This is a genomic window from Micromonospora sp. URMC 106 (assembly GCF_051386395.1).
Lineage (GTDB): Bacteria > Actinomycetota > Actinomycetes > Mycobacteriales > Micromonosporaceae > Micromonospora.
Map to the genome: position 1 here is coordinate 60,299 of NZ_JBPQTP010000014.1, position 23,077 is coordinate 83,375.

Genomic DNA, 23,077 nt, shown 5'->3' on the forward strand with positions numbered 1-23,077 from the left:
CGCTCGTGCGCGGGAGCTGTCGGGGGCGCGGACTAGGCTTGCTGCCGTGGCTGACCCCTCGACCTACCGTCCCGCGCCCGGCACCATCCCGGAGTCTCCGGGGGTCTACCGCTTCCGCGACGGCACCGGCCGGGTGATCTACGTCGGCAAGGCGAAGAACCTGCGCAGCCGGCTCAACTCCTACTTCGCCGACCTCTGGGGCCTGCACCAGCGCACCCAGCAGATGGTCACCACCGCCGAGTCGGTGGACTGGGTCACGGTCGGCACCGAGGTCGAGGCGCTCCAGCTCGAATACACCTGGATCAAGCAGTACGACCCGCGCTTCAACGTCCGCTACCGCGACGACAAGTCCTACCCCTACCTGGCGGTGACCCTCGACGAGGAGTTCCCGCGCCTGCAGGTGATGCGGGGCGCCAAGCGCAAGGGGGTGCGCTACTTCGGGCCCTACTCGCACGCCTGGGCGATCCGCGAGACGCTCGACCTGCTGCTGCGGGTATTCCCGGCCCGCACCTGCTCGGCCGGGGTGTTCAAGCGCGCCGGCCAGGTCGGCCGCCCGTGCCTGCTGGGCTACATCGGCAAGTGTTCGGCGCCCTGCGTGGGCAGCGTCACCCCGGAGCGGCACCGCGAGATCGTCGACGGCTTCTGCGAGTTCATGGCCGGCCGCACCGACACCATGGTCCGCAAGCTGGAACGGGAGATGACCGAGGCCAGCGAGCAGCTGGAGTTCGAGCGGGCCGCCCGGCTGCGCGACGACATCGCCGCCCTGCGCCGGGCGATGGAGAAGCAGACCGTGGTGCTCGGCGACGGCACCGACGCCGACGTGGTCGCGTTCGCCGACGACCCCCTCGAAGCTGCCGTGCAGGTGTTCCACGTCCGCGACGGCCGGGTCCGGGGCCAGCGCGGCTGGGTGGTGGAGAAGACCGAGGACCTGACCACGGGCGACCTGGTGCACCACTTCTGCACCCAGGTCTACGGCGGCGAGCAGGGCGAGGCCGACGTGCCGCGCGAGCTGCTCGTGCCGGAGCTGCCCGCCGACGCCGCCGCGCTGGCCGACTGGCTCTCCAGCCATCGGGGCAGCCGGGTCTCCCTGCGGGTGCCGCAGCGCGGCGACAAGCGGTCCCTGCTGGAGACGGTCGAACGCAACGCCAAGGACGCGCTCGCCCGGCACAAGCTGCGCCGCGCCGGCGACCTGACCACCCGCGGCAAGGCCCTCGACGAGATCAGCGAGGCCCTCGACATGCGCACGTCGCCGCTGCGCATCGAGTGCTTCGACATCTCGCAGATGCAGGGCACCGACGTGGTGGCCAGCATGGTCGTCTTCGAGGACGGGCTGCCCCGCAAGAGCGAATACCGGCGCTTCATCATCCGCGGCGCCACCGACGACCTCTCGGCCATGTCCGAGGTGCTGCGCCGTCGCTTCGCCCGCTACCTCGACGCCCGCGCCGAGACCGGGGAGGCGGGCGTCGAGCCGGCCGACGACCCCGACGCCCCGGCCGGCCAGGCGGGGCCCGACGAGCCCCGGGTGGGCGCCCTGATCGACCCGACCACCGGCCGGCCGCGCAGGTTCGCGTACCCGCCGCAACTGGTGGTGGTCGACGGCGGCGCGCCGCAGGTCGCCGCGGCGGCCCAGGCCCTCGCGGAGCTGGGCATCGACGACGTGGCGTTGTGCGGCCTGGCGAAGCGGCTGGAGGAGGTCTGGCTGCCCGACGACGAGTTCCCGGTCATCCTGCCCCGCACCTCGGAAGGGCTCTACCTGCTGCAACGGGTGCGCGACGAGGCGCACCGCTTCGCCATCACCTTCCATCGGCAGCGGCGCTCCAAGCGGATGACCGAGTCGGCGCTGGACCGGGTGCCCGGCTTGGGGGAGGTGCGGCGCAAGGCCCTGCTGCGGCACTTCGGCTCGCTCAAGCGGCTCTCCGCGGCCACCGTTGAGGAGATCACCGAGGTGCCCGGCGTGGGCCGGCGCACCGCCGAGGCGATCCTCGCACGGTTGGCCGACGGTGCCGCCGGGTCGGGGGAGCGCGACGGAGGCGCCGGGTCGGGAGAGCGCGGCGGCGCCGGCGGGAGCGTCGAGGCGGGGAAGCCGGACGCCGCCGGCTGACGCGGGGGCCGGGGTCGGCGGCGGCGCTCGCCGCCCGGGCACCCCCGAGCGGACGTGTGCCGAGGGCGCGGCGGCGCGTGCTGTGCTCGTCCGCGCCGACCTGCGGCCGGCCATCGCCGCCGAGGCCGGCCGTCCTACCGGACGGCGTCGAGGTCGACGGGCGCGCCCGGGAGGGCGTCCGGGTGTGGCGGGCCGGTCATGAGCGCGTCGAACACGAGGTGCAGGTACCGCGCGGGCTGCGCGGCGACGTGCACCGGCAGGCGGTCGGGATGGCAGGCGAAGACGTTGAGCAACAGGACGACGTCGCCGGTGCCGACGTCGGGGCGGACCGTCCCGTCCCGCTGCCCGCGGCGGACGAGGTCGTCGAGGAGTTCGAGCCACTCGTGGCGGGCTCGGGCGAACGCCGGGGAGGCGTGGAGGGTCTGCGTGGGCAGATCGGCCAACGCGGCGGCGAGGGCGCCCCGACCGGGGTCGGCGCACCAGTCGACCAGCCCGCGCAGGGCCGCCCGGGCGTCCCGGCCGCTCTCGCCGAGCTGCCGGGTGACGGCCACGAGGTCCGTCACGTACTCCTCGGCGACGGCGGCCAGGAGCGCCTCCCGGGTGGGGAACCGCCGGTAGAGCGTGCCGATGCCGACGCCGGCCCGGCGGGCGATGAGGTCCATCGGGGCGGCGAGTCCCTGCTCGGCCACCACCGTGCGGGCGGCGGCGAGGATCTTCCCGAGGTTGCGTGAGGCGTCCGCCCGCAGCGGCGGGTTCTCCGCGTCGCCGATCTTCATGCCCGCCCCCTATCCGGAACGCCGTCTTCCGGTTAGCATAATCCCCGCAACCGGAGGATGATATTCCGCTTAGGGGGAGTCGTGATCGTGGTGACCGGGGCGTCCGGACAGATCGGCCGGGCGTTGGTCGAGCAACTCGATCGGTGGGGAGCGCCCCGCCGGGCGTTCGTGCGGCAGCACCGGCACGGCACGGAACTGGGCGGCGACTACGTCGTCGGCGACCTCGACGATCCCGACTCGGTCAGGCGCGCTCTCGTCCCGGGGGCACGACTGCTGATGAACGGCTCCCTCGGGCCGGAATTCGTGACGCAGCAGCGGAGGCTCGTCGATTTCGCCGCCGAGGCGGGCGTCGCCCACGTCGTGAAGGTGTCGGTGCGCGGCGCCACCCCCGGTGGGCTGCTCGGGCTCGGCATGCACGGCGAGGTCGAGACCCACCTCAAGAGCTCCGGGCTCGCCTGGTCGATCCTCCAGCCGGTCGGCTTCATGCAGAACCTCCTCACGGAGGTCACGTTCGACGGCGACGGAGAGGGGCGGTTCCACGGCTCCTACGGCCCGGGCCGGGTGGGCTACATCGACGCCAGGGACGTCGCGGCGGTGGCCGCCGCCCTGTTGACCCGGCCCGTGGGCGGGAACGAGACGCTGGTGCTGACCGGGTCCGAGGCGCCGACGCACGACGAGATCGCCGAGGTGCTGACCCGGACCCTGGGCCGGCCGGTGCGGTACGTCGACCTGGCGGTGCCCGCCATGGCCGGGCGCCTCCGGTCGGCCGGGGTGCCGGCCGCCGCGGCCGACGACCTCGCCACCCTGATGCGCCTCGTCGGTGACGGCCGTTGGGCCAGCACGACGACTGCCGTCCGCGACCTGACCGGTCGCCCGCCGCGTACCCTCGCCGACTTCGTGGCCGGGCACGCCGACCTGTTCCGCTGACGCCGTCGGACCACCGGGCGTCCCGCCACGGCCCGGTGGCGCGGGCCGGGGTCGACGGTGCCCGGCGGCGGGGGCGTGGGTCGACGGCCCGCCCGGTGGCGCGGGCGTGGCCGACCGGCGGGTCAGCCCGGGTCGACCTCGTCGGCCAGGACGGCCAGGATCTGCTCGCCGTACTTGGCGAGCTTGTTCTCGCCGACGCCGCTGACCCGGGACAGCTCCGCCAGGGACGCGGGCGCGTCGGTGGCGATCTGCCGCAGCGTGGCGTCGTGGAAGATCACGTACGCCGGGACGCCCTGTTCCTTGGCGGTGGCCGCCCGCCAGGCGCGCAGCCGCTCGAAGACCGTGGTCGCCGCCGGGGACAGCTCGGCGACGACGGTGGCCGCGCCGCGCGGCTTGGCGGCCCGGGACGAGGCGACCTTCTCCGGCTCGCGCCGCATCATCACCGTGCGGCGACGGCGCAGCACCTCCGCGCTGGCCTCGGTGAGGGCCAGCGTGCCGTAGTCGCCCTCGACCGCCAGCAGCCCCTCGGCCAGCAGTTGGCGCACCACGCCGCGCCACTCGGCCTCGCGCAGCTCCCCGCCGATGCCGAACACGGTCAGCGAGTCGTGGCCGTACTGGCTGACCTTGTCGGTCGCCCGGCCGAGCAGGATGTCGATGCAGTGCCCCGCGCCGAAGCGCTGGTTGCGTTCCCGGTCGAGCCGGGCGACCGTGGAGAGCAGCTTCTGCGCCGCCACGGTGCCGTCCCACGACTCCGGCGGCTCCAGGCAGGTGTCGCAGTTGCCGCAGGCGGCCGTGGCCTGCTCGCCGAAGTAGTCGAGCAGTTGGGTGCGGCGGCAGCGGACCGTCTCGCAGAGCGCCAGCATCGCGTCGAGGTGGGCGGCGAGGTTGCGCCGGTGGGCGAGGTCGCCCTCCGAGGTCTCGATCATCTTGCGCTGCTGCACCACGTCCTGCAGCCCGTACGCCAGCCAGGCGGTCGACGGCAGCCCGTCACGGCCGGCGCGACCGGTCTCCTGGTAGTAGCCCTCGACGGACTTGGGCAGGTCGAGGTGGGCGACGAAGCGGACGTCCGGCTTGTCGATGCCCATGCCGAAGGCGATGGTCGCCACCATCACCAGGCCCTCCTCGCGCAGGAAGCGCTGCTGGTTGCGCGCGCGGGTCGTCGCGTCCAGGCCCGCGTGGTAGGGCAGCGCGGCGATGCCGTTGGCGGTGAGGAACTCGGCCGTCTTCTCCACCGAGGCGCGGGACAGGCAGTAGACGATGCCGGCGTCGCCGGGGTGCTCGTCGCGCAGCAGGCTCAGCAGCTGCTTGCGCGGCTCGCGCTTGGGCACGATGCGGTACTGGATGTTGGGCCGGTCGAAGCTGGCCACGAAGTGCCGGGCGTCGGTGAGCTTGAGCCGGGTGGCGATCTCGGCGCGGGTGGCGCTGGTCGCGGTGGCGGTGAGCGCGATGCGGGGCACGTCCGGCCAGCGTTCGTGCAGCATCGACAGGGCGAGGTAGTCGGGGCGGAAGTCGTGCCCCCACTGCGACACGCAGTGCGCCTCGTCGATGGCGAACAGGGCGATCCTGCCGCGGTCGAGCAACTGCTGCACGCCGCGGGTGCCCAGCGCCTCCGGGGCGAGGTAGAGCAGGTCCAGTTCGCCGCCGACGAACGCCCGCTCCACCGCGCGGCGGGCGTCCAGGTCCTGCGTCGAGTTCAGGAAGCCGGCCCGCACGCCGACCGCGGTCAGCGCGTCGACCTGGTCCTGCATGAGCGCGATCAGCGGCGAGACCACCACCGCCACGCCGTCGCGGACCAGCGCCGGGATCTGGTAGCACAGCGACTTGCCGCCACCGGTCGGCATCAGGACCAGCGCGTCGCCGCCGGCCACGACGTGGTCGATCACCTCCTGCTGGAAACCGCGGAAGGCGTCGTAGCCGAACACCCGGCGCAGCACCTCCAGGGCGTCGGAGGCGCGCAGGTCGGTGGGGGAAGCCATCCGGGGATTCTACGAACCTCCCCCGACACCCGGTCGGCCCACGCCGCCGGGACGCGCCGGCCGGTTCCGAACCGCCGCGCGTCGTCGGCCTTGCCGGCGACGGGCCGGTCGGCGACGGCGGCACGGACCCGGCCGCCGCGGTGTCCCGGCAGCCCGCCGGGCCGCGCCGCCCGCGGGCGTACGACGGTCGGCCGGGAGCGGCGGGATAGAGTCGCTGATTGACCACACGCGGCCGGGGCGCCGACCGCGTGCGCCGCGGCTGGGGGGTAGTGGGTGAGCGAGGCGCGTACGGCCGAGGATCGGGGCGCGACGGTGACCGGGCAGCCGGCTCCGGCGGAATCGGACACCACCCTGGTGGTGGTCACCGGCCTCTCCGGCGGCGGCCGCAGCACGGTGGCCCGGGCGCTGGAGAACGTCGGCTACTACGTGGTGGACAACCTGCCCCAGGCGCTCATGCTCGACATGGCGGAGCTGGCGTTCAAGGCCGGCGGGGCGGCCCGGCGCACGGCGATGGTGCTGGACGTGCGCTCGCGCGCCTTCTCCACCGACCTGGCCGGGGCGATCCGGGAGCTGAAGGAGCGCGGCTTCTCGCCCCGGGTGGTCTTCGTCGACGCCGACGACGAGGTGCTGATCCGGCGGTTCGAGAGCGTCCGGCGTTCGCACCCGTTGCAGGGCGACGGGCGGCTCGCCGACGGCATCGCCGTGGAGCGCGGCCTGCTGGAGGAGGCCCGCGACCAGGCCGACGTGATCATCGACACCAGCCACCTCAACGTGAACCAGCTGCGCCGCCGCATCGAGGAGCTGTTCGGCGGCGAGGACGCCCGCCGGCTGCGGCTCACCGTGCTCTCGTTCGGCTTCAAGTACGGCCTGCCGCCCGACGCCGACTTCGTGCTCGACGCCCGTTTCCTGCCCAACCCGTACTGGGTGCCCGAGCTGCGCGAGCACACGGGCCGGGAGGAGGCGGTCAGCTCGTACGTGCTGGGTCAGGAGGGCGCGGACGCCTTCGTCGGCTCGTACGCCGACCTGGTCAACGCCACTACCGCCGGCTTCGAGCGGGAGGGCAAGCGCTACCTGACCGTCGCGGTCGGCTGCACCGGCGGCAAGCACCGCAGCGTGGCCATCGCCGAGGAGCTGGCGGCCCGGCTGCGCCAGTCCGGCCTGGCCGCCAACGCCCAGCACCGCGACCTGGGGCGCGAATGACGGCGACGCGGGTGGTCGCCTTCGGCGGCGGGCACGGCCTGTCCGCCTCGCTGCGCGCCCTGCGCCGCTGCGCCCCCGAGCTGGACCTGGACATCACGGCCGTGGTGACCGTCGGCGACGACGGCGGCTCCAGCGGCCGGCTGCGGGCCGAGCGGGGCGGCCTGCCCCCGGGCGACCTGCGGCAGGCGCTGGTCGCGCTCGCGGGGGACCACCCCGCCACCCGGCGCAGCGCCGGGCTGTTCCAGCACCGCTTCGCCGAGGTGCCGCCGCCCGCCGGGGGACTGCCCGGCGCCGGGGACCCGGCTCGCACCGGGAGGGGCGACGGGCTGGCCGGCGCCGGTGCTGCCGACCGGGGCGACGGGCTGGCCGGGCACGCGGTGGGCAACCTCGTGCTCTGCGGGCTGATGGAGCTGCTCGGCGACCCGGTGGCCGCCCTGGAGCACGCCGGCGCGATGCTCGGCGCGGTGGGCCGGGTGCTGCCGATGTCCTGCGAGCCGGTGGGCATCGAGGCCCGGGTGCGCGGCGTCGACCCGCGCCGCCCGGACGAGGTGCGGACGGTCACCGGCCAGCACCAGGTGGCGGTGACCACCGGCCGGGTGGAGTCGCTGCGGCTGACCCCGGCCGCCCCGCGGGCCTGCCCCCAGGCGGTCGCGGCGATCGGCGCGGCGGACTGGCTGATCTTCGGGCCGGGCAGCTGGTACACCAGCGTGCTGCCACACCTGCTGGTGCCGGAGCTGGCCGCCGCCGTCGTCGCCAGCCCGGCGCGGCGGCTCGTCACGCTGAACCTCGCGTCGGAGAAGGAGACGCTCGGGCTCTCCCTGGCCGACCATCTGGCCGCGCTGCGCTGGTACCTGCCGGAGCTGAAGGTCGACCATGTGGTCGCCGATTCCAAGGCGGTGGGTGACCCCGAACCGGTCGAACGTGCGGCAGAATCGCTGGGTGCTCGCCTGGTCCTCGCCCCCGTCGCGGTCACCGACGGCACTCCCCGTCATGATCCGGCCGCCCTGGGCGCCGCACTGGTGCCTGTCCTGGGCGCCGATCGTTAGACACGTACGTAATCTCCGGCGACACGCCGGAACAGGTCCGTGAGGGGACGCACAATGGCGATGACGGCTGCGGTCAAGGACGAGCTGAGTCGGGTCGACGTGCCCAAGCCCTGCTGCCGGCGGGCGGAGATGGCGGCGCTGCTGCGCTTCGCCGGCGGGCTGCACATCGTCTCCGGTCGGGTCGTGGTGGAGGCCGAACTCGACACCGGGGCGGTGGCCCGACGGCTGCGACGGGAGATCGCGGAGGTCTACGGCTATCCCAGCGAGATCCACGTGCTGGCCTCCGGCGGCCTGCGCAAGGGCAGCCACTTCATCGTCCGGGTGGTCAAGGACGGCGAGGCCCTCGCGCGGCAGACCGGCCTGCTCGACGTCCGGGGACGCCCGGTGCGGGGGCTGCCGCCGCACGTCGTCGCCGCGAACGTGTGCTGCGCGGTGTCGGCCTGGCGGGGCGCGTTCATGGCGCACGGCTCGCTGACCGAGCCCGGCCGCTCCAGCGCGCTGGAGATCACCTGCCCCGGCCCGGAGTCGGCGCTGGCCCTGGTCGGCGCCGCCCGCCGGATCGGCATCACCGCCAAGAACCGCGAGGTGCGCGGGGTGGACCGGGTGGTGGTCAAGGACGGCGACGCGATCGCCGCGCTGCTCACCCGCGTCGGCGCCCACTCCAGCGTGCTGGCCTGGGAGGAGCGCCGGGTGCGCCGCGAGGTCCGGGCCACGGCGAACCGGCTGGCCAACTTCGACGACGCGAACCTGCGCCGCTCGGCGCGCGCCGCGGTGGCCGCCGCCGCCCGGGTCACCCGGGCGCTGGAGATCCTCGCCGACGACGCGCCCAACCACCTCACCTCGGCCGGGCGGCTGCGACTGGAGCACCGGCAGGCCTCGCTGGAGGAGCTGGGCGCGCTGGCCGACCCCCCGCTGACCAAGGACGCGATCGCCGGCCGGATCCGCCGGCTGCTGGCGCTGGCCGACAAGCGGGCCCGCGACCTGGGCATCCCGGATACGGAAGCGGCCGTCACGCCCGACATGCTCGTGGTCTGATAGGACGGTGAGGCTCGGCGGTGCCAGTGGGCCACCACCCGGCGCTGCGCGGTGTCGCACGCTCGGATAGGGTCGCTGCGTACGGCAAGGGGGCCGGCACAGGCACTCCTCGCCGTGCTCACCGCCTCGGGCGGTCAGGTCCTTGGGACCGCGGCGGGGTGGCCGAGATGAACCGTCAACGGCCGGCTCCAACGGTCGGCGCACACACCTCCGCCGGCCCGGGTCTTACGCCGGCGGACCAGAACGCGAGGAGATGGGACCTGTGACCATCCGGGTTGGCATCAACGGCTTCGGCCGGATCGGCCGCAACTTCTTCCGGGCAGTGCTGGCTTCCGGCGCTGACATCGAGGTCGTGGCGGTCAACGACCTGACCGACAACGCGACGCTCGCCCACCTGCTCAAGTACGACAGCATCCTGGGTCGCCTCCCGCACGAGGTGAAGGCCACGGCCGACGAGATCACCGTGGGCGGCAAGACCATCAAGGCGTACGCCGAGAAGGACCCGGCGAAGCTGCCGTGGGGCGAGGTCGGCGCGGAGGTGGTCATCGAGTCCACCGGCTTCTTCACCGACGCCACGAAGGCGAAGGCGCACGTCGACGGCGGCGCCAAGAAGGTCATCATCTCCGCCCCGGCGAAGAACGAGGACGTCACGGTCGTCATGGGCGTCAACCACGACCAGTACGACCCGGCCAAGCACACCATCATCTCCAACGCGTCCTGCACCACCAACTGCCTCGCCCCGATGGCGAAGGTCCTGCACGACACGTTCGGCATCCAGCACGGTCTGATGACGACGATCCACGCGTACACCCAGGACCAGAACCTCCAGGACGCGCCGCACAAGGACCTGCGTCGGGCCCGCGCCGCCGCGCTGAACATCGTGCCGACCTCGACCGGCGCGGCGAAGGCGATCGGCCTGGTGCTGCCGGAGCTGAAGGGCAAGCTGGACGGCTACGCGCTGCGGGTGCCGATCCCGACCGGCTCGACCACCGACCTGACCGTCAACGTCAACCGGGAGACCACGGTCGACGAGGTCAACGCCGCGCTGAAGGCCGCCGCCGAGGGCCCGCTCAAGGGCATCCTGGTCTACAACGACGACCCGATCGTCTCCTCGGACATCGTCACCGACCCGGCGTCGTGCATCTTCGACGCGCCGCTGACCAAGGTCGTCGGCAACCAGGTCAAGGTCGTCGGCTGGTACGACAACGAGTGGGGCTACTCGAACCGCCTGGTCGACCTGGTCAAGCTGGTGGGTCAGTCGCTGTGAGCATCCGTACCCTCGACGACCTGCTCGCCGAGGGGGTGTCGGGTCGGCGCGTGCTGGTGCGCGCCGACCTGAACGTCCCGCTCGACAAGCAGACCGGCGACATCACGGACGACGGCCGGATCCGCGCGGTGCTGCCGACGCTCGGCGCGCTGGTGGAGGCCGGTGCGAAGGTGGTCGTCTGCTCGCACCTGGGCCGTCCCAAGGGCGCCCCGGACCCGCAGTTCAGCCTCCGCCCGGTCGCCGGGCGGCTCGGCGAGCTGCTCGGCGCGCGGGTGCACTTCGCCTCCGACACGGTCGGCGAGTCCGCCCGCTCCACGGTGGACGCCCTCGCCGACGGCGAGGTCGCGCTGCTGGAGAACCTGCGCTTCAACAAGGGCGAGACCAGCAAGGACGATGCCGAGCGGGGCGCGTTCGCCGACCAGCTCGCCGCGTTCGCCGACGCGTACGTCGACGACGCGTTCGGCGCGGTGCACCGCAGGCACGCCAGCGTCCACGACGTGCCGGCGCGGCTGCCGCACGTCGCCGGCCGGCTGGTGCTGCGCGAGGTGGAGGTCCTCTCGAAGCTCACCGGCGAGCCGGAGCGCCCCTACGTGGTGGTGCTCGGCGGCTCGAAGGTCTCCGACAAGCTCGCGGTGATCGAGGCGCTGCTGCCGACGGTCGACCGGCTGCTCATCGGCGGCGGGATGTGCTTCACCTTCCTCAAGGCCCAGGGCCACGAGGTGGGCTCCTCGCTGCTGGAGGAGGAGATGGTCGAGACCTGCCGCAACCTGCTGGAGCGCTCCGGGAACAAGATCCTGCTCCCGGTCGACGTGGTGGCCGCCGACGCGTTCGCCCCGGACGCCGCGCACGACACCGTGCCGGCCGACGGCATCCCCAGCAAGCGGGTGGGTCTCGACATCGGTCCGGAGACCGTCGCCGGGTTCGCCGCCGCCCTCAAGGGCGCGCGGACGATCTTCTGGAACGGCCCGATGGGCGTGTTCGAGATGCCGGCGTTCGCCCACGGCACCCGCGGGGTGGCCGAGGCGATCGCCAAGGCCGACGCGTTCACCGTGGTCGGCGGCGGTGACTCCGCCGCCGCGGTGCGGGCGCTCGGGCTGGACGAGTCGTCCTTCGGGCACATCTCCACCGGCGGTGGCGCCTCCCTGGAATACCTGGAGGGCAAGACCCTCCCCGGCATCGCGGCTCTGGAGAACTGATGGCGAGCGCCACCCGCCGGCCGCTGATGGCCGGCAACTGGAAGATGAACCTCAACCACCTCGAGGCCAACCTGCTGGTGCAGAAGTTGGCGGCGAGCCTCACCGAGAAGCAGCTCACCGAGGTCGAGACGGTGGTCCTGCCGCCGTTCACCGACCTGCGTACGGTGCAGACGGCCGTCGACGGCGACAAGCTGCTGATCGGCTACGGCGCGCAGGACCTGTCGCCGCACGCGTCGGGCGCCTACACCGGGGACATCTCCGGCCCGATGCTGGCCAAGCTGGGCTGCACGTACGTCGTGGTCGGGCACTCGGAGCGGCGCGCCTACCACCACGAGGACGACTCGGTCGTCAACGCCAAGGTGCAGGCGGCGCTGACCCACGGGCTCACCCCGATCCTCTGCGTGGGGGAGGGGCTCGACGTCCGGGACCAGGGCACCCACGTGGCGCACTGCAGCGACCAGCTCGACGGCGCCCTGAAGGGGCTGACCGCCGAGCAGGTGGCGAAGGTCGTGGTGGCGTACGAGCCGGTCTGGGCGATCGGCACGGGCAAGACGGCCACCCCGGAGGACGCGCAGGAGGTCTGCGAGGCGGTCCGTCAGCGGCTCGCCGAGTCGTTCGGCCAGGGCACCGCCGACCAGGTCCGGGTCCTCTACGGCGGCTCGGTCAAGTCCTCCAACGTCGCGGCGATCATGGCCAAGCCGGACGTCGACGGGGCGCTGGTGGGCGGCGCGAGCCTGGACGCCGAGGAGTTCGCGAAGATCTGCCGGTTCCCGGAGCACATCACCCGCTGATCGCTCGCTATCCTTGACTCCGCCCGTCCGTCGGTCGGTGCCACCGTGCCCGATCTGCCCGGGCGAGGATCGTAACGAGAGGACTGACCCCAGCCATGCCGATCTGGTTCGCATACACGTTGATCGTGTTGCTGGTCATCACGAGCATCCTGCTGACCATGCTGATCCTGCTGCACCGCGGTAAGGGCGGCGGGTTGTCGAGCATGTTCGGTGGCGGCGTCAGCTCCAGCCTCGCCGGGTCGTCGGTGGCGGAGAAGAACCTCGACCGCTACACCGTCCTGGTGGGCATCGTCTGGTTCGCCTGCATCGTCGGGCTCGGGCTCTGGCTCCGCCTGCAGACGGCCAGCGGCACCGTCTGAGCGCCGTCAAGTCGTACAATCTGCGCGCGGTCCGTCACCGACGGGCCGCGCGCAGTTCGTTTCACCCGCTGCACCGCGTCGCCCGCCGCCCCCCTCCGCGGCGGTACCCCTCCCGACGACAGGAGCGAGCAGCCGTGCCGAGTGGCAACGTCATCCGGGGCGCCCGCATCGGGTCCGCCCCCGAGCGCAGCGCCGAGCGCTACCAGCCGGCCCCGTGCCGGGCGGTCACCTACTGGTGCCGCAACGAGCACCGCACCGAGATCCGGATCGCCGCCGAGGCCGAGGCCCCCGAGGTGTGGGACTGCCCGCGGTGCGGCCTGCCCGCCGGCCAGGACGCGGGGAACCCGCCGGGGCGGGCCCGGCTGGAGCCCTACAAGACCCACCTGGCGTACGTGAAGGAGCGGCGCACCGCCGAGGAGGGGGAGGCCATCCTCGCCGAGGCCCTCGCCGACCTGCGCCGCCGCCGCGGCCGCACCGCCCCGTAGTGAGAAGGGCCCCCCGTCGACGCCCGGCGCCGACGGGGGGCCCTCACCTCGTCGGCGTCAGCGCAGGCTGCGCAGGCGGGCCGGCACGTCGGCCGCCGCGGCCCGGTCCAGCAGCCAGAGGGTGCGGCCCGTGCCCTGCACGCCGGCCGCCGGCAGTTGCACCGGCCCCGCCCCGGCCAGCGCCATGCCGACCGCACGGGCCTTGTCGGCGCCGCTGGCGACCAACCAGACCTCCTCGGCGGTGTTGATCGCCGGCAGGGTCAGCGTGGTCCGCACCGGCGGGGGCTTCGGGCTGCCCCGCACGGCGCTGACCGGCCGGCTGTCGTGGTGCACCGGGTGCTCCGGGAACACCGAGGCCACGTGCCCGTCCTCGCCGACGCCCAGCATCAGCACGTCGAAGTGGGGCAGCGCGGCGTGGCCGGGGCGCGCCGCCCGGGCCAGTTCCTCGGCGTACCGGGCGGCGGCCTCCTCCGGGTCCGGGCCGGTCGGGCCGTCGGAGGCGGGCATCGGGTGGACCCGGGCCGGGTCCAGCGGCACCGCGTCCAGCAGGGCGGCACGGGCCTGGGTCTCGTTGCGCTCCGGGTCGCCGGCCGGCAGGAACCGCTCGTCGCCCCACCAGACGTCCACCCGGGACCAGTCCACCGCGTCGCGGGCCGGCAGCGCCGCCACGGCCCGGTGGACCGCCGCCGCGATCCGGCCGCCGGTCAGCACCATCGACGCCTGACCGCGCTCGGCCTGCGCGTCGAGCAGCTTCACCACCAGCCGGGCCGCCACCGCCTGCGCCAGCAGGTCGGCGTCGGCATGGACGGCGACACTCGCCTCACTCATCCCTGTGCCTTCGTTTCTCCGGCCGCCCGCGCGGCCGGTGTTTCGCTCGTACGCCCGGCAGTCGGGCGCTCAGTGCTCGGCGCTCGTTCCCGCGTGCGCGGTCACCCCCGCCTCGGCCCGCTGGGCGGTGGCCGGATCCTTCCAGACGTGCACCCGCTGCGCCGGGTGCTGGTCCAGGCCGGTCAGGCCCGCCGCCGCGCCGAGCGCCTCCGCGTACACCTGGTCGGCGTCGAGCCGGCGCAGCTCCTCGGCCAACTCGTCGCCGAGCGGCCGGCGGACGAGCGGCAGCTGCCGCTCGTCCTGGCCGGTACGCCGGAACGTCGCCACGCTGTCCTCGCGGGTCAGCGTCAGCTCGTCGCCGTTGGCGCAGCGCAGCTGCACCTCCCGCATCCGGGGGAACTCGTCGGTGCGCTGCCACACCGGCTCGATGCCGAGCCGGGCGGCCAGCCAGCCCCGCATCAGCGCCGCGGTGGGATCGGTCGCCGGGGCGACCACGGTCGCCTCGGTCACCCGCGCCTGGGTGGTGTCGAACGCCCCGGCCACCAGGGTGCGCCACGGGGTGATCCGGGTCCACGCCAGGTCGGTGTCGCCCGGCGCGTAGTCCCGGGCCCGCTGGCGCAGCGCCTCGATCGGGTCGGCGGCCTGCGCGGCGTCGGTGATCCGCCGGTCGGCCACCACGCCGAGGAAGTCGGTGGCGATCTCGGCCGGTGGCTCGCCGTGCCACCACGTCACCACCGGCACGTCCGGCACCAGCAGCGGCATCACCACCGACTCGGCGTGCAGGGCGAGCCGCCCGTACATCCGGGTGACCACCGCCTCGCACGGGCCGAGCCGGCCGCCGACGACGATCTCCGCGTCGAGGCGGTTGCGCTCCCGCTCGACGTCGGAGCGGACCACCACCACCAGCCGGCAGGGGTGGGCGGCGGCCGCTATCGTCGCCGCCGCCTCCGCCTCGCGGACCCGCTTCTCGTCCACCACCACGATCAGGGTGAGCGCCATGCCGCTGGCCACCCCGCCGGCGCTGCGCCGCTCGGCGGCCAGCGCCTTGACCACCTCGTTGCCGGTGGTGTCCCACAGGCCGATCACTGGAGCCTCCTGGTTGACTCGCTGGGCTTGCTCACGCTCTGCGCCACGCCCGGCCCTCGCGGGCCAGCATCTCGTCGGCGGCCCGGGGGCCCCACTCGCCGGCCCGGTACGGCTCCGGCTTCGTGCCCGCCCACGCGTGTTCCAGCGGGTCCACCACCTGCCAGCTCTGCTCGACCTCGGCGGCGTCCGGGAAGAGGGTGCGGTCACCGATGAGCACGTCCAGCACCAGCCGCTCGTACGCCTCGGGGCTGGACTCGGTGAACGCCTCGCCGTACTGGAAGTCCATCGCGATGTCGCGGACCTCCATCGTGGTGCCGGGCACCTTGGAGCCGAACTTCAGCACCACGCCCTCGTCGGGCTGCACCCGGATGACGAGCTGGTTGTTCCCCAGCGACTCCATGTCGGCGGCGTTGAACGGCAGGTGCGGCGCCTTCTTGAACATGATGGCGACCTCGGTGACGCGGCGCGGCAGCCGCTTGCCGGCCCGGATGTAGAACGGCACCTCCGCCCAGCGGCGGTTCTGGATGCCGAGCCGGACCGCCACGTACGTCTCGGTGGTCGAGTCCGCCGGCACGCCCTCCTCCTCCAGGTAGCCGACCGCGCGCTGACCGCCCACCCAGCCGGGCAGGTACTGGCCGCGCACGGTGCCCTCGGTCACGTCCTTCGGCAGGGTGATGGCCCGGAGCACCTTGAGCTTCTCGGTGCGGATCTCGTCCGCGTCGAAGCTCGTCGGCTCCTCCATCGCCACCAGCGCCAGCAGCTGGAGGAGGTGGTTCTGGAGCACGTCCCGGGCGGCGCCGGCCGAGTCGTAGAACCCCGCCCGGGTGCCGATGCCGACGTCCTCGGCCATGGTGATCTGCACCGAGTCGACGTACTTGGAGTTCCACAGCGGCTCGAACAGGTTGTTGGCGAACCGCAGGGCGAGGATGTTCTGGACCGTCTCCTTGCCCAGGTAGTGGTCGATGCGGAAGACGTCCTTGCGGGTGAAGACGTCGTCGACCAGGTCGTTGAGCGCCTTCGCCGAGGGCAGGTCGTGCCCGAACGGCTTCTCGACCACCACCCGGCGCCACCCGCCGGACTTGGCGTTGTCGGCCATGCCGGTGCGCGCGAGCTGCTTGAGCACCACGGGGAACGCCGCCGGGGGGATGGAGAAGTAGAAGGCGGCGTTGCCCGGGATGCCGTGGGTCTGGCGCAGCTCGTCGAGGGTGGCGGCGAGCTGGTCGAACGCGGCGTCGTCGTCGAACGAGCCGCCGACGAACTTGATGTTGCCGGCGAGCCGCGACCACACCTCCTCCCGCCAGGGGGTGCGGGCGTGCTTCTTGGCGGCCTCGTGGGCCAGCGACTCGAAGTCGCCGTCGCCCCAGTCCCGGCGGGCGAAGCCCAGCACGACGAAGCCCGGGGGCAGCAGCCCCCGGTTCGCCAGGTCGTACACGGCCGGCAGGAGTTTCTTGCGGGCCAGGTCGCCGGTGACGCCGAAGATCACCAGGGCGCACGGCTCCGGGATCCTCGGCAGCCGGCGGTCCTGCGGGTCGCGCAGCGGGTTCATGCCGCCTCCTCGCTCCGCATCGTCCACGGTCCTCATCGTCACGCCCGCAGCGCCCCGACCGCATCGAGCAGCTGGGCCACGCCCGCGGACCGGTCGGTCAGGTGCAGCCGCACCACCGGGCGCTGCCGCTCGGCCAGGGCCTGCCGGTCGCCGGCGGCCTGCGCCGCCTGCAGCTCCCCGAAGGTGTACGGCTTGCCCGGCACCGGCAGGTCGTCGGTGACCGCGCCGGTGAGCTGGAGGTAGCTGCCGACCTGCGGGCCGCCCTTGTGGTACTGGCCGGTGGAGTGCAGGAACCGCGGCCCCCAGCCGAAGGTGACCGGCCGCCCGGCGGCCCCGGCCAGCAGCGGCCGCAGCCGGGCCGCGTCGGCGTCGGCGAACCGGTCGAGGTACGCCATCACCGCGAGGTAGCCGTCGTCGCCCAGCCCGTCGACCAGCCAGCGCAGCACGCCGGCCAGGTCGCCCGGGGCGCCCTGCGGCGCGTACACCTCGATCGCGCCCTCGGTGAACGACGGCGTCTCCGCCGGCGGGCCGGAGGCGAGGATCTTGTTGGTGTTCTCCTTGGACTCGGTGACGTTGGGCTGGTTGAACGGGGCGATGCCGAGCACCACGCCGGCGATCGCCGTGGCGTACTCCCAGGCCAGGAACTGCGCGCCGAGCGGGCCGTTGACCGCCACGTCGGCGCCGGCGCCGCCGCCCGGGACCGCACCGGTGGCCAGCGCGCCGCCGTAGGTCACGGTGAGCACGTCGTCGCCGGTGGCGCCGGGGCTCTGCGGCGACTCCACGACGACCGGGAGGATGCCGACCCCCGCCTTGCCGGTGGACTCGGCGATGAGCTGCTCGGCCCAGTCGCCGAGGCCGTCGATGCCGGTGCCGTCGGAGACGAGGGCGACCTTGTCGCGGCCCATGGTGGCCGCCGCGCCGAGCGCGGCGCCCAGGGCCAGGCCGGGGTTGTCCCGGTCGCCGCCCAGCGACCGGGCCAGGGCGTCCGCCTCGTCGAGCAGCTCGGCCACCTCCACGCCGGCCAGCGCCGACGGGACCAGCCCGAACGCGGTCAGCGCGGAGTAGCGGCCGCCCACGTTCGGGTCGGCCAGCACGGTGAAGGCGCCCATCTCGGCGGCGGTCCGCTCCAGGGGCGAGCCCGGGTCGGTGACGACGACGAAGTGCCGGCCGGCCTCCGCCTCGGTCATCCCGGCGTCCAGGAACGCCTGCCAGTAGGCCCGGCGGTGGCTGTCGGTCTCCACCGTCGAGCCGGACTTGCTGGCCACCACGACCACGGTGCGCTCCAGCCGGTCGGCCAGCGCCGCCCGGACCTGCCCCGGGTCGGTGGTGTCGAGCACGGTGAGCTGCTTGCCGAGGGTGCGCGCGATGACCTCGGGGGCCAGCGACGAGCCGCCCATGCCGGCGAGCACGACGTGGTCCAGGTCGCCCAGCTCCGCCTTCAGCTCGGCGAGCTGGGGGAGCAGCTCCCGGCTGCGCCGGTGGGTGTCCACCCAGCCGAGGCGGATCTTCGCCTCGGCCTCGGCGTCCGGGCCCCACAGGGTCGGGTCCTTCTCGGCCAGCCGCCCCGGCACGCCGGCCTTGACCAGCGCGTCCCGGGTGGAGGCGGGGGCCGACCTGTCGACCGTGTCGGCGCCGTGCACGGCGAGCCCGGCGGCCGCCTCGACCGGCCCGTTGAGCAGATCACTCACGCGTTGCCTCCCGCCTGCTGCGCGGCCTGCGCGTTGCCCTTCGCGGCGTTGCCCGGGTGGCCGGTGCCCTTGCCCGCGGCGGCCAGCGACTTGCGGACGCCGTCGAGCAGCTCCAGCCAGCTCGCCTCGAACTTCTCCACGCCCTCGCGCTCCAGGGTGGCGATCACGTCGGCCATGTCGACGCCGACCGACTCCAGGTCCGTGAAGACCTTGCGGGCCTCGTCGTACGAGCCGGTGATGGTGTCGCCGCGGGTCTCGCCGTGGTCGGCGTACGCGTGGATGACCGGCTCCGGCATGGTGTTGACGGTGCCCGGCGCGATCAGCTCCTCGACGTAGATGACGTCGCGGTAGTCCGGGTTCTTGGTGGAGGTGGACGCCCACAGCGGCCGCTGCGGGTGCGCGCCGGCGTCGGCGAGCGCCTGCCAGCGGTCCGAGGAGAAGACCTCGCCGTAGCGCTCGTACGCCAGCTTGGCGTTGGCGACGGCGGCCTTGCCGCGCAGCGCCTTGGCCTCGTCGGAGCCGATCTTCTCCAGCCGCTTGTCGACCTCGCTGTCGACGCGGGAGACGAAGAACGACGCCACGGAACCGATCTTGCTCAGGTCGTGCCCGTTCGCCTTCGCCTGCTCCAGGCCGGCCAGGAACGCCTCCATCACCTGCGAGTAGCGGTCCAGCCCGAAGATCAGCGTGACGTTGACGCTGATCCCCTCCGCCAGGGTGGCGGTGATGGCCGGCAGGCCCGCCTCGGTGGCCGGGATCTTGATGAAGAGGTTCGGCCGGTCGACCAGCCACCACAGCGCCTTGGCCTCGGCGACCGTCTTGTCGGTCTCGTGGGCCAGCCGCGGGTCCACCTCGATGGAGACCCGGCCGTCGACACCCGCGCTGCGCTCGTACGACGGGTGCATCACGTCGCACGCCCAGCGCACGTCGTAGGTGGTGAGCATCCGCACGGCCTCCTCGACCTCCACCCCACGGGTGGCGAGGTCGCGCAGCTGCCAGTCGTATTCGTCGGCGTCGCTCAGCGCCTTGGCGAAGATCGTCGGGTTGGTGGTCACCCCGGCCACGTGCTTCTCCCGGCGGAGCTGGTCCAGCCCGCCGGAGCTCAGCCGTACCCGGGAAAGATCGTCGAGCCAGACCGCCACGCCCGCGGCGGTGAGTTCGCTCAGCCTGTCCGTCATGCCGTCCACGCTCCCTCAGTTGCCGGTCGTGAAACCGGTGATGTCGCCCACCCGGGTCATCGCCGCGTGCGCGGCGGCCACGATCCGGTCGGGGGTGAACCCGAACTGTTCGAAGAGCACGGTGTGCGGGGCGCTGGCGCCGTAGTGCTCCAGGCTGACGCTCTCGCCGAGGTCGCCGACGACGCCGCGCCAGGACATCGCGATGCCCGCCTCCACGCTCACCCGTGCCTTTACCCCACGCGGCAGCACCGACTCCCGGTACGCCTCGTCCTGCTCGTAGAACCACTCCTGGCAGGGCATCGAGACCACCCGCGTCGGGGTGCCGTCCGCCTCCAGGCGCTCCCGGGCGGTGAGGCAGAGCTGCACCTCGGAGCCGGTGCCGATGATGATCACCTGGGGCTTGCCGGTGGACGCCTCGGCGAGCACGTAGCCGCCCTTGGTCACGCCCTCGGCGCCGGCCAGGTTCGACCGGTCCAGCGTCGGCAGCGCCTGCCGGCTCAGCGCCAGCGCGGTGGGCCGGTCGGTGTGCTCCAGCGCCTGCCGCCAGGCCCAGGCGGTCTCGTTGGCGTCGGCCGGGCGGACCACGTCCAGGCCCGGGATGGCCCGCAGCGCGGTCAGGTGCTCCACCGGCTGGTGGGTCGGGCCGTCCTCGCCCAGGCCGATCGAGTCGTGCGTCCAGACGTAGATCACCGGCAGCTTCATCAGCGCGGCGAGCCGGACGGACGGGCGCATGTAGTCGCTGAACACCAGGAACGTGCCGCCGTAGGGGCGGGTGCCGCCGTGCAGCGCGATGCCGTTGAGGATCGCGCCCATGGCGTGCTCGCGGATGCCGAAGTGCAGCGTGCGGCCGTACTCGTGGCCGGGGAAGTCCTTGGTGGCGTGGGTGGCCGGGATGAAGGAGGGCTCGCCCTTCATCGTGGTGTTGTTGCTCTCGGCCAGGTCGGCCGAGCCGCCCCACAGCTCCGGCAGGACCGGCGCGAGCGCCTCCAGGACCTTGCCGGAGGCGGCGCGGGTGGCGATGCCCTTGGCGTCGGCCGGGAACTCCGGCAGCGCCTCGGTCCAGCCCTCGGGGAGCACCCGGCCGGCCATCCGGTCGTAGAGTGCCCTGCGCTCCGGGTTCGCCTTCGACCAGGCGTCGAACGCGGTGGTCCACTCCTGCTGGGCGCGGGCGCCGCGCTCCAGCACCAGGCGGGCGTGCCCGAGCACCTCCTCGTCGACCTCGAAGGACTGCGCCGGGTCGAAGCCCAGGATCTGCTTCGTGGCGGCCACCTCGTCGGCGCCGAGCGCGGAACCGTGGATCTTGCCGGTGTTCTTCTTGTTGGGCGCGGGCCAGCCGATGATGGTGCGCAGGGCGATGAAGGAGGGACGGCCGGTCTCGGCCTTCGCCGCCAGCAGCGCCCGGTGGAGGGCCTCGACGTCCTCGTGGTAGTCGCCCTGGTCGGCGTCGCCGGTGCGCCAGTCGACGGTCTGCACGTGCCAGCCGTACGCCTCGTAGCGGGCCGCGACGTCCTCGCTCTTGGCGATCCGGGTGTCGTCCTCGATGGAGATCTCGTTGTCGTCGTAGATCACGCAGAGGTTGCCGAGCTGCTGGTGGCCGGCGAGGGCGCTGGCCTCGTGGCTGATGCCCTCCTCGATGTCGCCGTCGGAGGCGATGCACCAGATGTCGTGGTCGAAGACCGACGCGCCGGACTCGGCCTCCGGGTCGAACAGGCCGCGCTCGCGGCGGGCCGCCATCGCCATGCCGACCGCGTTGCCGAGGCCCTGGCCGAGCGGGCCGGTGGTGGTCTCGACGCCCGGCGTGTGCCCGTGCTCGGGGTGGCCCGGGGTGAGCGAGCCCCACTGCCGCAGCGACTTCAGGTCCTCCAGGGCCAGCGGGTAACCGGAGAGGAAGAGCTGGATGTAGAGGGTGAGGCTGGAGTGGCCCGCCGAGAGCACGAACCGGTCGCGGCCGGGCCAGTTCGGGTCGGCCGGGTTGTGCCGCATGACCCGGTTGAAGAGCAGGTAGGCCGCGGGCGCGAGGCTCATCGCGGTGCCCGGGTGGCCGTTGCCGGATTTCTCCACGGCGTCCATGGCCAGCACGCGGACGGTGTCGACGGCCCGGCGGTCGAGGTCGGACCAGTTCAGTGCGGGGTGCTCGGGTCGGTTGGCAGCCACGATGGTTTGTGCTCCTCGGCAGATGGGCGGAACCCTCACTGATGACCCTATCGAGCGGTCCTAAACGTCCGCCCGGGGATCTCCGCATGCTGGTCTGTGCGGGTCCGGGAGGATCGGCGGTTCCACCGGCGGTGTGACGGCCCGCACCGTTGTCGGGTCGCCCGGGCAGCCAAAACGACAGCGCGTAGTCTGTGGTGCGGTGTGTGGCCCGAGTCGGGTCCGACCGACCCGACCTCCCCTGCCGACGCCGGAAGGTGGCAATCCGTGAGCATGATCACCGAGCGCCCCGTCAGCAACTCTGCCGGGAAGCCGCCGGTGCGCAAGGCGGCGGAGGCGCCGGCGGTCGGCCGCCGGGACGTCCGCGCGGTGGTCTCGGCGTACGTGACGCTGACCAAGCCGCGGATCGTGGAGCTGCTCCTCGTCACCACCGTGCCGGCGATGATGCTCGCGGACGGCGGCCTGCCGTCGCTGTGGCTGATGGCCGTGGTGCTGGTCGGCGGCTCGCTCGCCGCCGGCGCGGCCAGCGTCATCAACTGCTACATCGACCGGGACATCGACCAGCTGATGCGGCGCACCAAGCGCCGCCCGCTGCCGGCGCACACCGTGTCGCCGCGCAGCGCGCTGATCTTCGGGCTGGTGCTGGCGACGGTGTCGGTCGCGCTGATGGTGGCGTTCACCAACCTGCTGGCCGCCGGGCTGACGCTGGCCGCGATCGTCTACTACGACGTGGTCTACACCCTCTGGCTCAAGCGCACCACCACGGCGAACACGTTCTGGGGCGGCGCCTGCGGGGCGGCGCCGGTGCTGATCGGCTGGGCGGCGGTGACCGGGTCGCTGGCGCCGGCCGCGTGGGCGCTCTTCGCGGTGGTCTTCTTCTGGCAGATGCCGCACTTCTACCCGCTGGCGATGAAGTACAAGGACGACTACGCCCGCGCCGGCATCCCGATGCTGCCGGTGGTCGCCTCCGCCCGCCGGGTGAACACCGAGATCATCGCCTTCGCCTGGCTCACCGTGGCCTCCTCGCTGGCGGTGTGGCCGTTGGGGATGAGCGCGATCTACGGGGTGCCCGCCGTGGTGGTCGGCGCCATCTTCGTGGTGGAGGCGCACAAGCTCGCCCGCAGGGTCTCGCGTGGCCAGGCCGTCAAGCCGATGCGGCTGTTCCACTGGTCGACGACCTACCTGACCATCCTCTTCGCCGCCGTCGCGCTCGACGCGCTGATCTGATCCCCGCCGCGTCGCCTCCGGCCTCCGCCGGAGGTCCGGCGCGCCCGTCCGGAACCGACCGGGTCAGGGTCGGGCCGGTCGCGGCCCTCCGGGTCTCGGCCGGTTGTCGTGCCGGCAAATCACCATCGTGTATGCCTTGTCCGGGTTTCTTGTCACATCGGGGACAGCTTCGGTATCCGCCCGAACGGTTCGCCCTGCCCCGCGACGGGTCGGTTCG

19 protein-coding genes are annotated in these 23,077 nt (G+C 73.5%); 11 read left to right on the forward strand and 8 right to left on the reverse strand.

What is annotated here, in order from left to right:
• The first annotated feature begins 46 nt into the window (after positions 1-46).
• Positions 47-2,101, forward strand: coding sequence for an excinuclease ABC subunit UvrC (uvrC, locus tag ACSNOB_RS07335; protein ID WP_436685836.1), 2,055 nt, complete (start codon positions 47-49; stop codon positions 2,099-2,101).
• A gap of 134 nt (positions 2,102-2,235) precedes the next feature.
• On the opposite strand, the gene ACSNOB_RS07340 is transcribed toward uvrC, so the two are convergent.
• A complete protein-coding gene (locus ACSNOB_RS07340) occupies positions 2,236-2,877 on the reverse strand; it encodes a TetR/AcrR family transcriptional regulator (RefSeq protein WP_436685837.1) in 642 nt (213 codons plus the stop codon).
• 81 nt (positions 2,878-2,958) lie between these two features.
• Here ACSNOB_RS07340 and ACSNOB_RS07345 point away from each other — a divergent pair, with 81 nt between their 5' ends.
• Positions 2,959-3,804, forward strand: a complete 846-nt coding sequence (locus tag ACSNOB_RS07345; RefSeq protein ID WP_436685838.1) for an NmrA family NAD(P)-binding protein — start codon at positions 2,959-2,961, stop codon at positions 3,802-3,804.
• Positions 3,805-3,926: 122 nt separating this feature from the next.
• On the opposite strand, the gene recQ is transcribed toward ACSNOB_RS07345, so the two are convergent.
• The gene (recQ, locus tag ACSNOB_RS07350) at positions 3,927-5,780 is read right to left on the reverse strand and encodes a DNA helicase RecQ (RefSeq protein WP_436685839.1); all 1,854 of its coding nucleotides are present in this window, start codon (positions 5,778-5,780) and stop codon (positions 3,927-3,929) included.
• Positions 5,781-6,092: 312 nt separating this feature from the next.
• Between recQ and rapZ the strand changes: the two genes are divergently transcribed.
• From rapZ to ACSNOB_RS07390, 8 genes are all read left to right on the forward strand, one after another.
• On the forward strand, positions 6,093-6,980 hold the full coding sequence (gene rapZ, locus ACSNOB_RS07355) for an RNase adapter RapZ (protein WP_436685858.1): 888 nt from the start codon (positions 6,093-6,095) through the stop codon (positions 6,978-6,980).
• Positions 6,977-8,026, forward strand: a complete 1,050-nt coding sequence (locus tag ACSNOB_RS07360) for a gluconeogenesis factor YvcK family protein (RefSeq protein ID WP_436685840.1) — start codon at positions 6,977-6,979, stop codon at positions 8,024-8,026. The genes rapZ and ACSNOB_RS07360 overlap by 4 nt, the downstream gene beginning before the upstream one ends.
• 54 nt (positions 8,027-8,080) lie before the next feature.
• Positions 8,081-9,061 carry a DNA-binding protein WhiA gene (whiA, locus tag ACSNOB_RS07365; RefSeq protein ID WP_393103752.1) on the forward strand — a complete coding sequence of 327 codons (981 nt, stop codon included), beginning with the start codon at positions 8,081-8,083 and terminating at the stop codon, positions 9,059-9,061.
• A 262-nt stretch (positions 9,062-9,323) separates the two neighbouring features.
• Positions 9,324-10,328, forward strand: a complete 1,005-nt coding sequence (gene gap, locus ACSNOB_RS07370; protein ID WP_436685841.1) for a type I glyceraldehyde-3-phosphate dehydrogenase — start codon at positions 9,324-9,326, stop codon at positions 10,326-10,328.
• Positions 10,325-11,524 carry a phosphoglycerate kinase gene (locus tag ACSNOB_RS07375; RefSeq protein WP_393103756.1) on the forward strand — a complete coding sequence of 400 codons (1,200 nt, stop codon included), beginning with the start codon at positions 10,325-10,327 and terminating at the stop codon, positions 11,522-11,524. The genes gap and ACSNOB_RS07375 overlap by 4 nt, the downstream gene beginning before the upstream one ends.
• Complete coding sequence (gene tpiA / locus ACSNOB_RS07380; RefSeq protein ID WP_436685842.1) at positions 11,524-12,315, forward strand: triose-phosphate isomerase; 792 nt, start codon at positions 11,524-11,526, stop codon at positions 12,313-12,315. Before ACSNOB_RS07375 ends, tpiA begins: the two co-directional genes overlap by 1 nt.
• A 95-nt stretch (positions 12,316-12,410) precedes the next feature.
• Positions 12,411-12,674 (forward strand): preprotein translocase subunit SecG, encoded by a 264-nt coding sequence (gene secG, locus ACSNOB_RS07385; RefSeq protein WP_436685843.1) that lies wholly within the window; start codon positions 12,411-12,413, stop codon positions 12,672-12,674.
• Positions 12,675-12,808: 134 nt separating this feature from the next.
• Positions 12,809-13,159 carry an RNA polymerase-binding protein RbpA gene (locus tag ACSNOB_RS07390; RefSeq protein ID WP_393103760.1) on the forward strand — a complete coding sequence of 117 codons (351 nt, stop codon included), beginning with the start codon at positions 12,809-12,811 and terminating at the stop codon, positions 13,157-13,159.
• Between the two features lie 57 nt (positions 13,160-13,216).
• Here ACSNOB_RS07390 and pgl read toward each other — a convergent pair whose 3' ends face one another.
• The 6 genes from pgl to tkt form a co-directional block, all read right to left on the reverse strand.
• Complete coding sequence (gene pgl, locus ACSNOB_RS07395) at positions 13,217-13,987, reverse strand: 6-phosphogluconolactonase (RefSeq protein ID WP_436685844.1); 771 nt, start codon at positions 13,985-13,987, stop codon at positions 13,217-13,219.
• 69 nt (positions 13,988-14,056) lie between these two features.
• Positions 14,057-15,073: a glucose-6-phosphate dehydrogenase assembly protein OpcA gene (locus tag ACSNOB_RS07400; protein ID WP_436685845.1), complete on the reverse strand. Its 1,017-nt coding sequence runs from the start codon at positions 15,071-15,073 to the stop codon at positions 14,057-14,059.
• Positions 15,074-15,104: 31 nt separating this feature from the next.
• The gene (gene zwf / locus ACSNOB_RS07405) at positions 15,105-16,619 is read right to left on the reverse strand and encodes a glucose-6-phosphate dehydrogenase (RefSeq protein ID WP_436685846.1); all 1,515 of its coding nucleotides are present in this window, start codon (positions 16,617-16,619) and stop codon (positions 15,105-15,107) included.
• A gap of 38 nt (positions 16,620-16,657) precedes the next feature.
• Positions 16,658-18,307, reverse strand: a complete 1,650-nt coding sequence (locus ACSNOB_RS07410) for a glucose-6-phosphate isomerase (RefSeq protein ID WP_436685847.1) — start codon at positions 18,305-18,307, stop codon at positions 16,658-16,660.
• On the reverse strand, positions 18,304-19,482 hold the full coding sequence (tal, locus tag ACSNOB_RS07415; protein ID WP_393103770.1) for a transaldolase: 1,179 nt from the start codon (positions 19,480-19,482) through the stop codon (positions 18,304-18,306). The genes ACSNOB_RS07410 and tal overlap by 4 nt, the downstream gene beginning before the upstream one ends.
• 15 nt (positions 19,483-19,497) lie before the next feature.
• Complete coding sequence (gene tkt / locus ACSNOB_RS07420; protein ID WP_436685848.1) at positions 19,498-21,636, reverse strand: transketolase; 2,139 nt, start codon at positions 21,634-21,636, stop codon at positions 19,498-19,500.
• 264 nt (positions 21,637-21,900) lie between these two features.
• Between tkt and ACSNOB_RS07425 the strand changes: the two genes are divergently transcribed.
• Positions 21,901-22,860, forward strand: coding sequence for a heme o synthase (locus ACSNOB_RS07425; protein ID WP_436685849.1), 960 nt, complete (start codon positions 21,901-21,903; stop codon positions 22,858-22,860).
• Positions 22,861-23,077 lie beyond the last annotated feature (217 nt).

What these genes read in the sequence shown, in the direction of transcription:
- ACSNOB_RS07340 (WP_436685837.1), bottom strand. Translation starts at nt 2,877, where the DNA reads ATGAAGATCGGCGACGCGGAGAACCCGCCGCTGCGGGCGGACGCCTCA.
- tpiA (WP_436685842.1), top strand. Translation starts at nt 11,524, where the DNA reads ATGGCGAGCGCCACCCGCCGGCCGCTGATGGCCGGCAACTGGAAGATG.
- secG (WP_436685843.1), top strand. Translation starts at nt 12,411, where the DNA reads ATGCCGATCTGGTTCGCATACACGTTGATCGTGTTGCTGGTCATCACG.
- whiA (WP_393103752.1), top strand. Translation starts at nt 8,081, where the DNA reads ATGGCGATGACGGCTGCGGTCAAGGACGAGCTGAGTCGGGTCGACGTG.
- recQ (WP_436685839.1), bottom strand. Translation starts at nt 5,780, where the DNA reads ATGGCTTCCCCCACCGACCTGCGCGCCTCCGACGCCCTGGAGGTGCTG.
- ACSNOB_RS07360 (WP_436685840.1), top strand. Translation starts at nt 6,977, where the DNA reads ATGACGGCGACGCGGGTGGTCGCCTTCGGCGGCGGGCACGGCCTGTCC.
- tal (WP_393103770.1), bottom strand. Translation starts at nt 19,482, where the DNA reads ATGACGGACAGGCTGAGCGAACTCACCGCCGCGGGCGTGGCGGTCTGG.
- zwf (WP_436685846.1), bottom strand. Translation starts at nt 16,619, where the DNA reads ATGAACCCGCTGCGCGACCCGCAGGACCGCCGGCTGCCGAGGATCCCG.
- pgl (WP_436685844.1), bottom strand. Translation starts at nt 13,987, where the DNA reads ATGAGTGAGGCGAGTGTCGCCGTCCATGCCGACGCCGACCTGCTGGCG.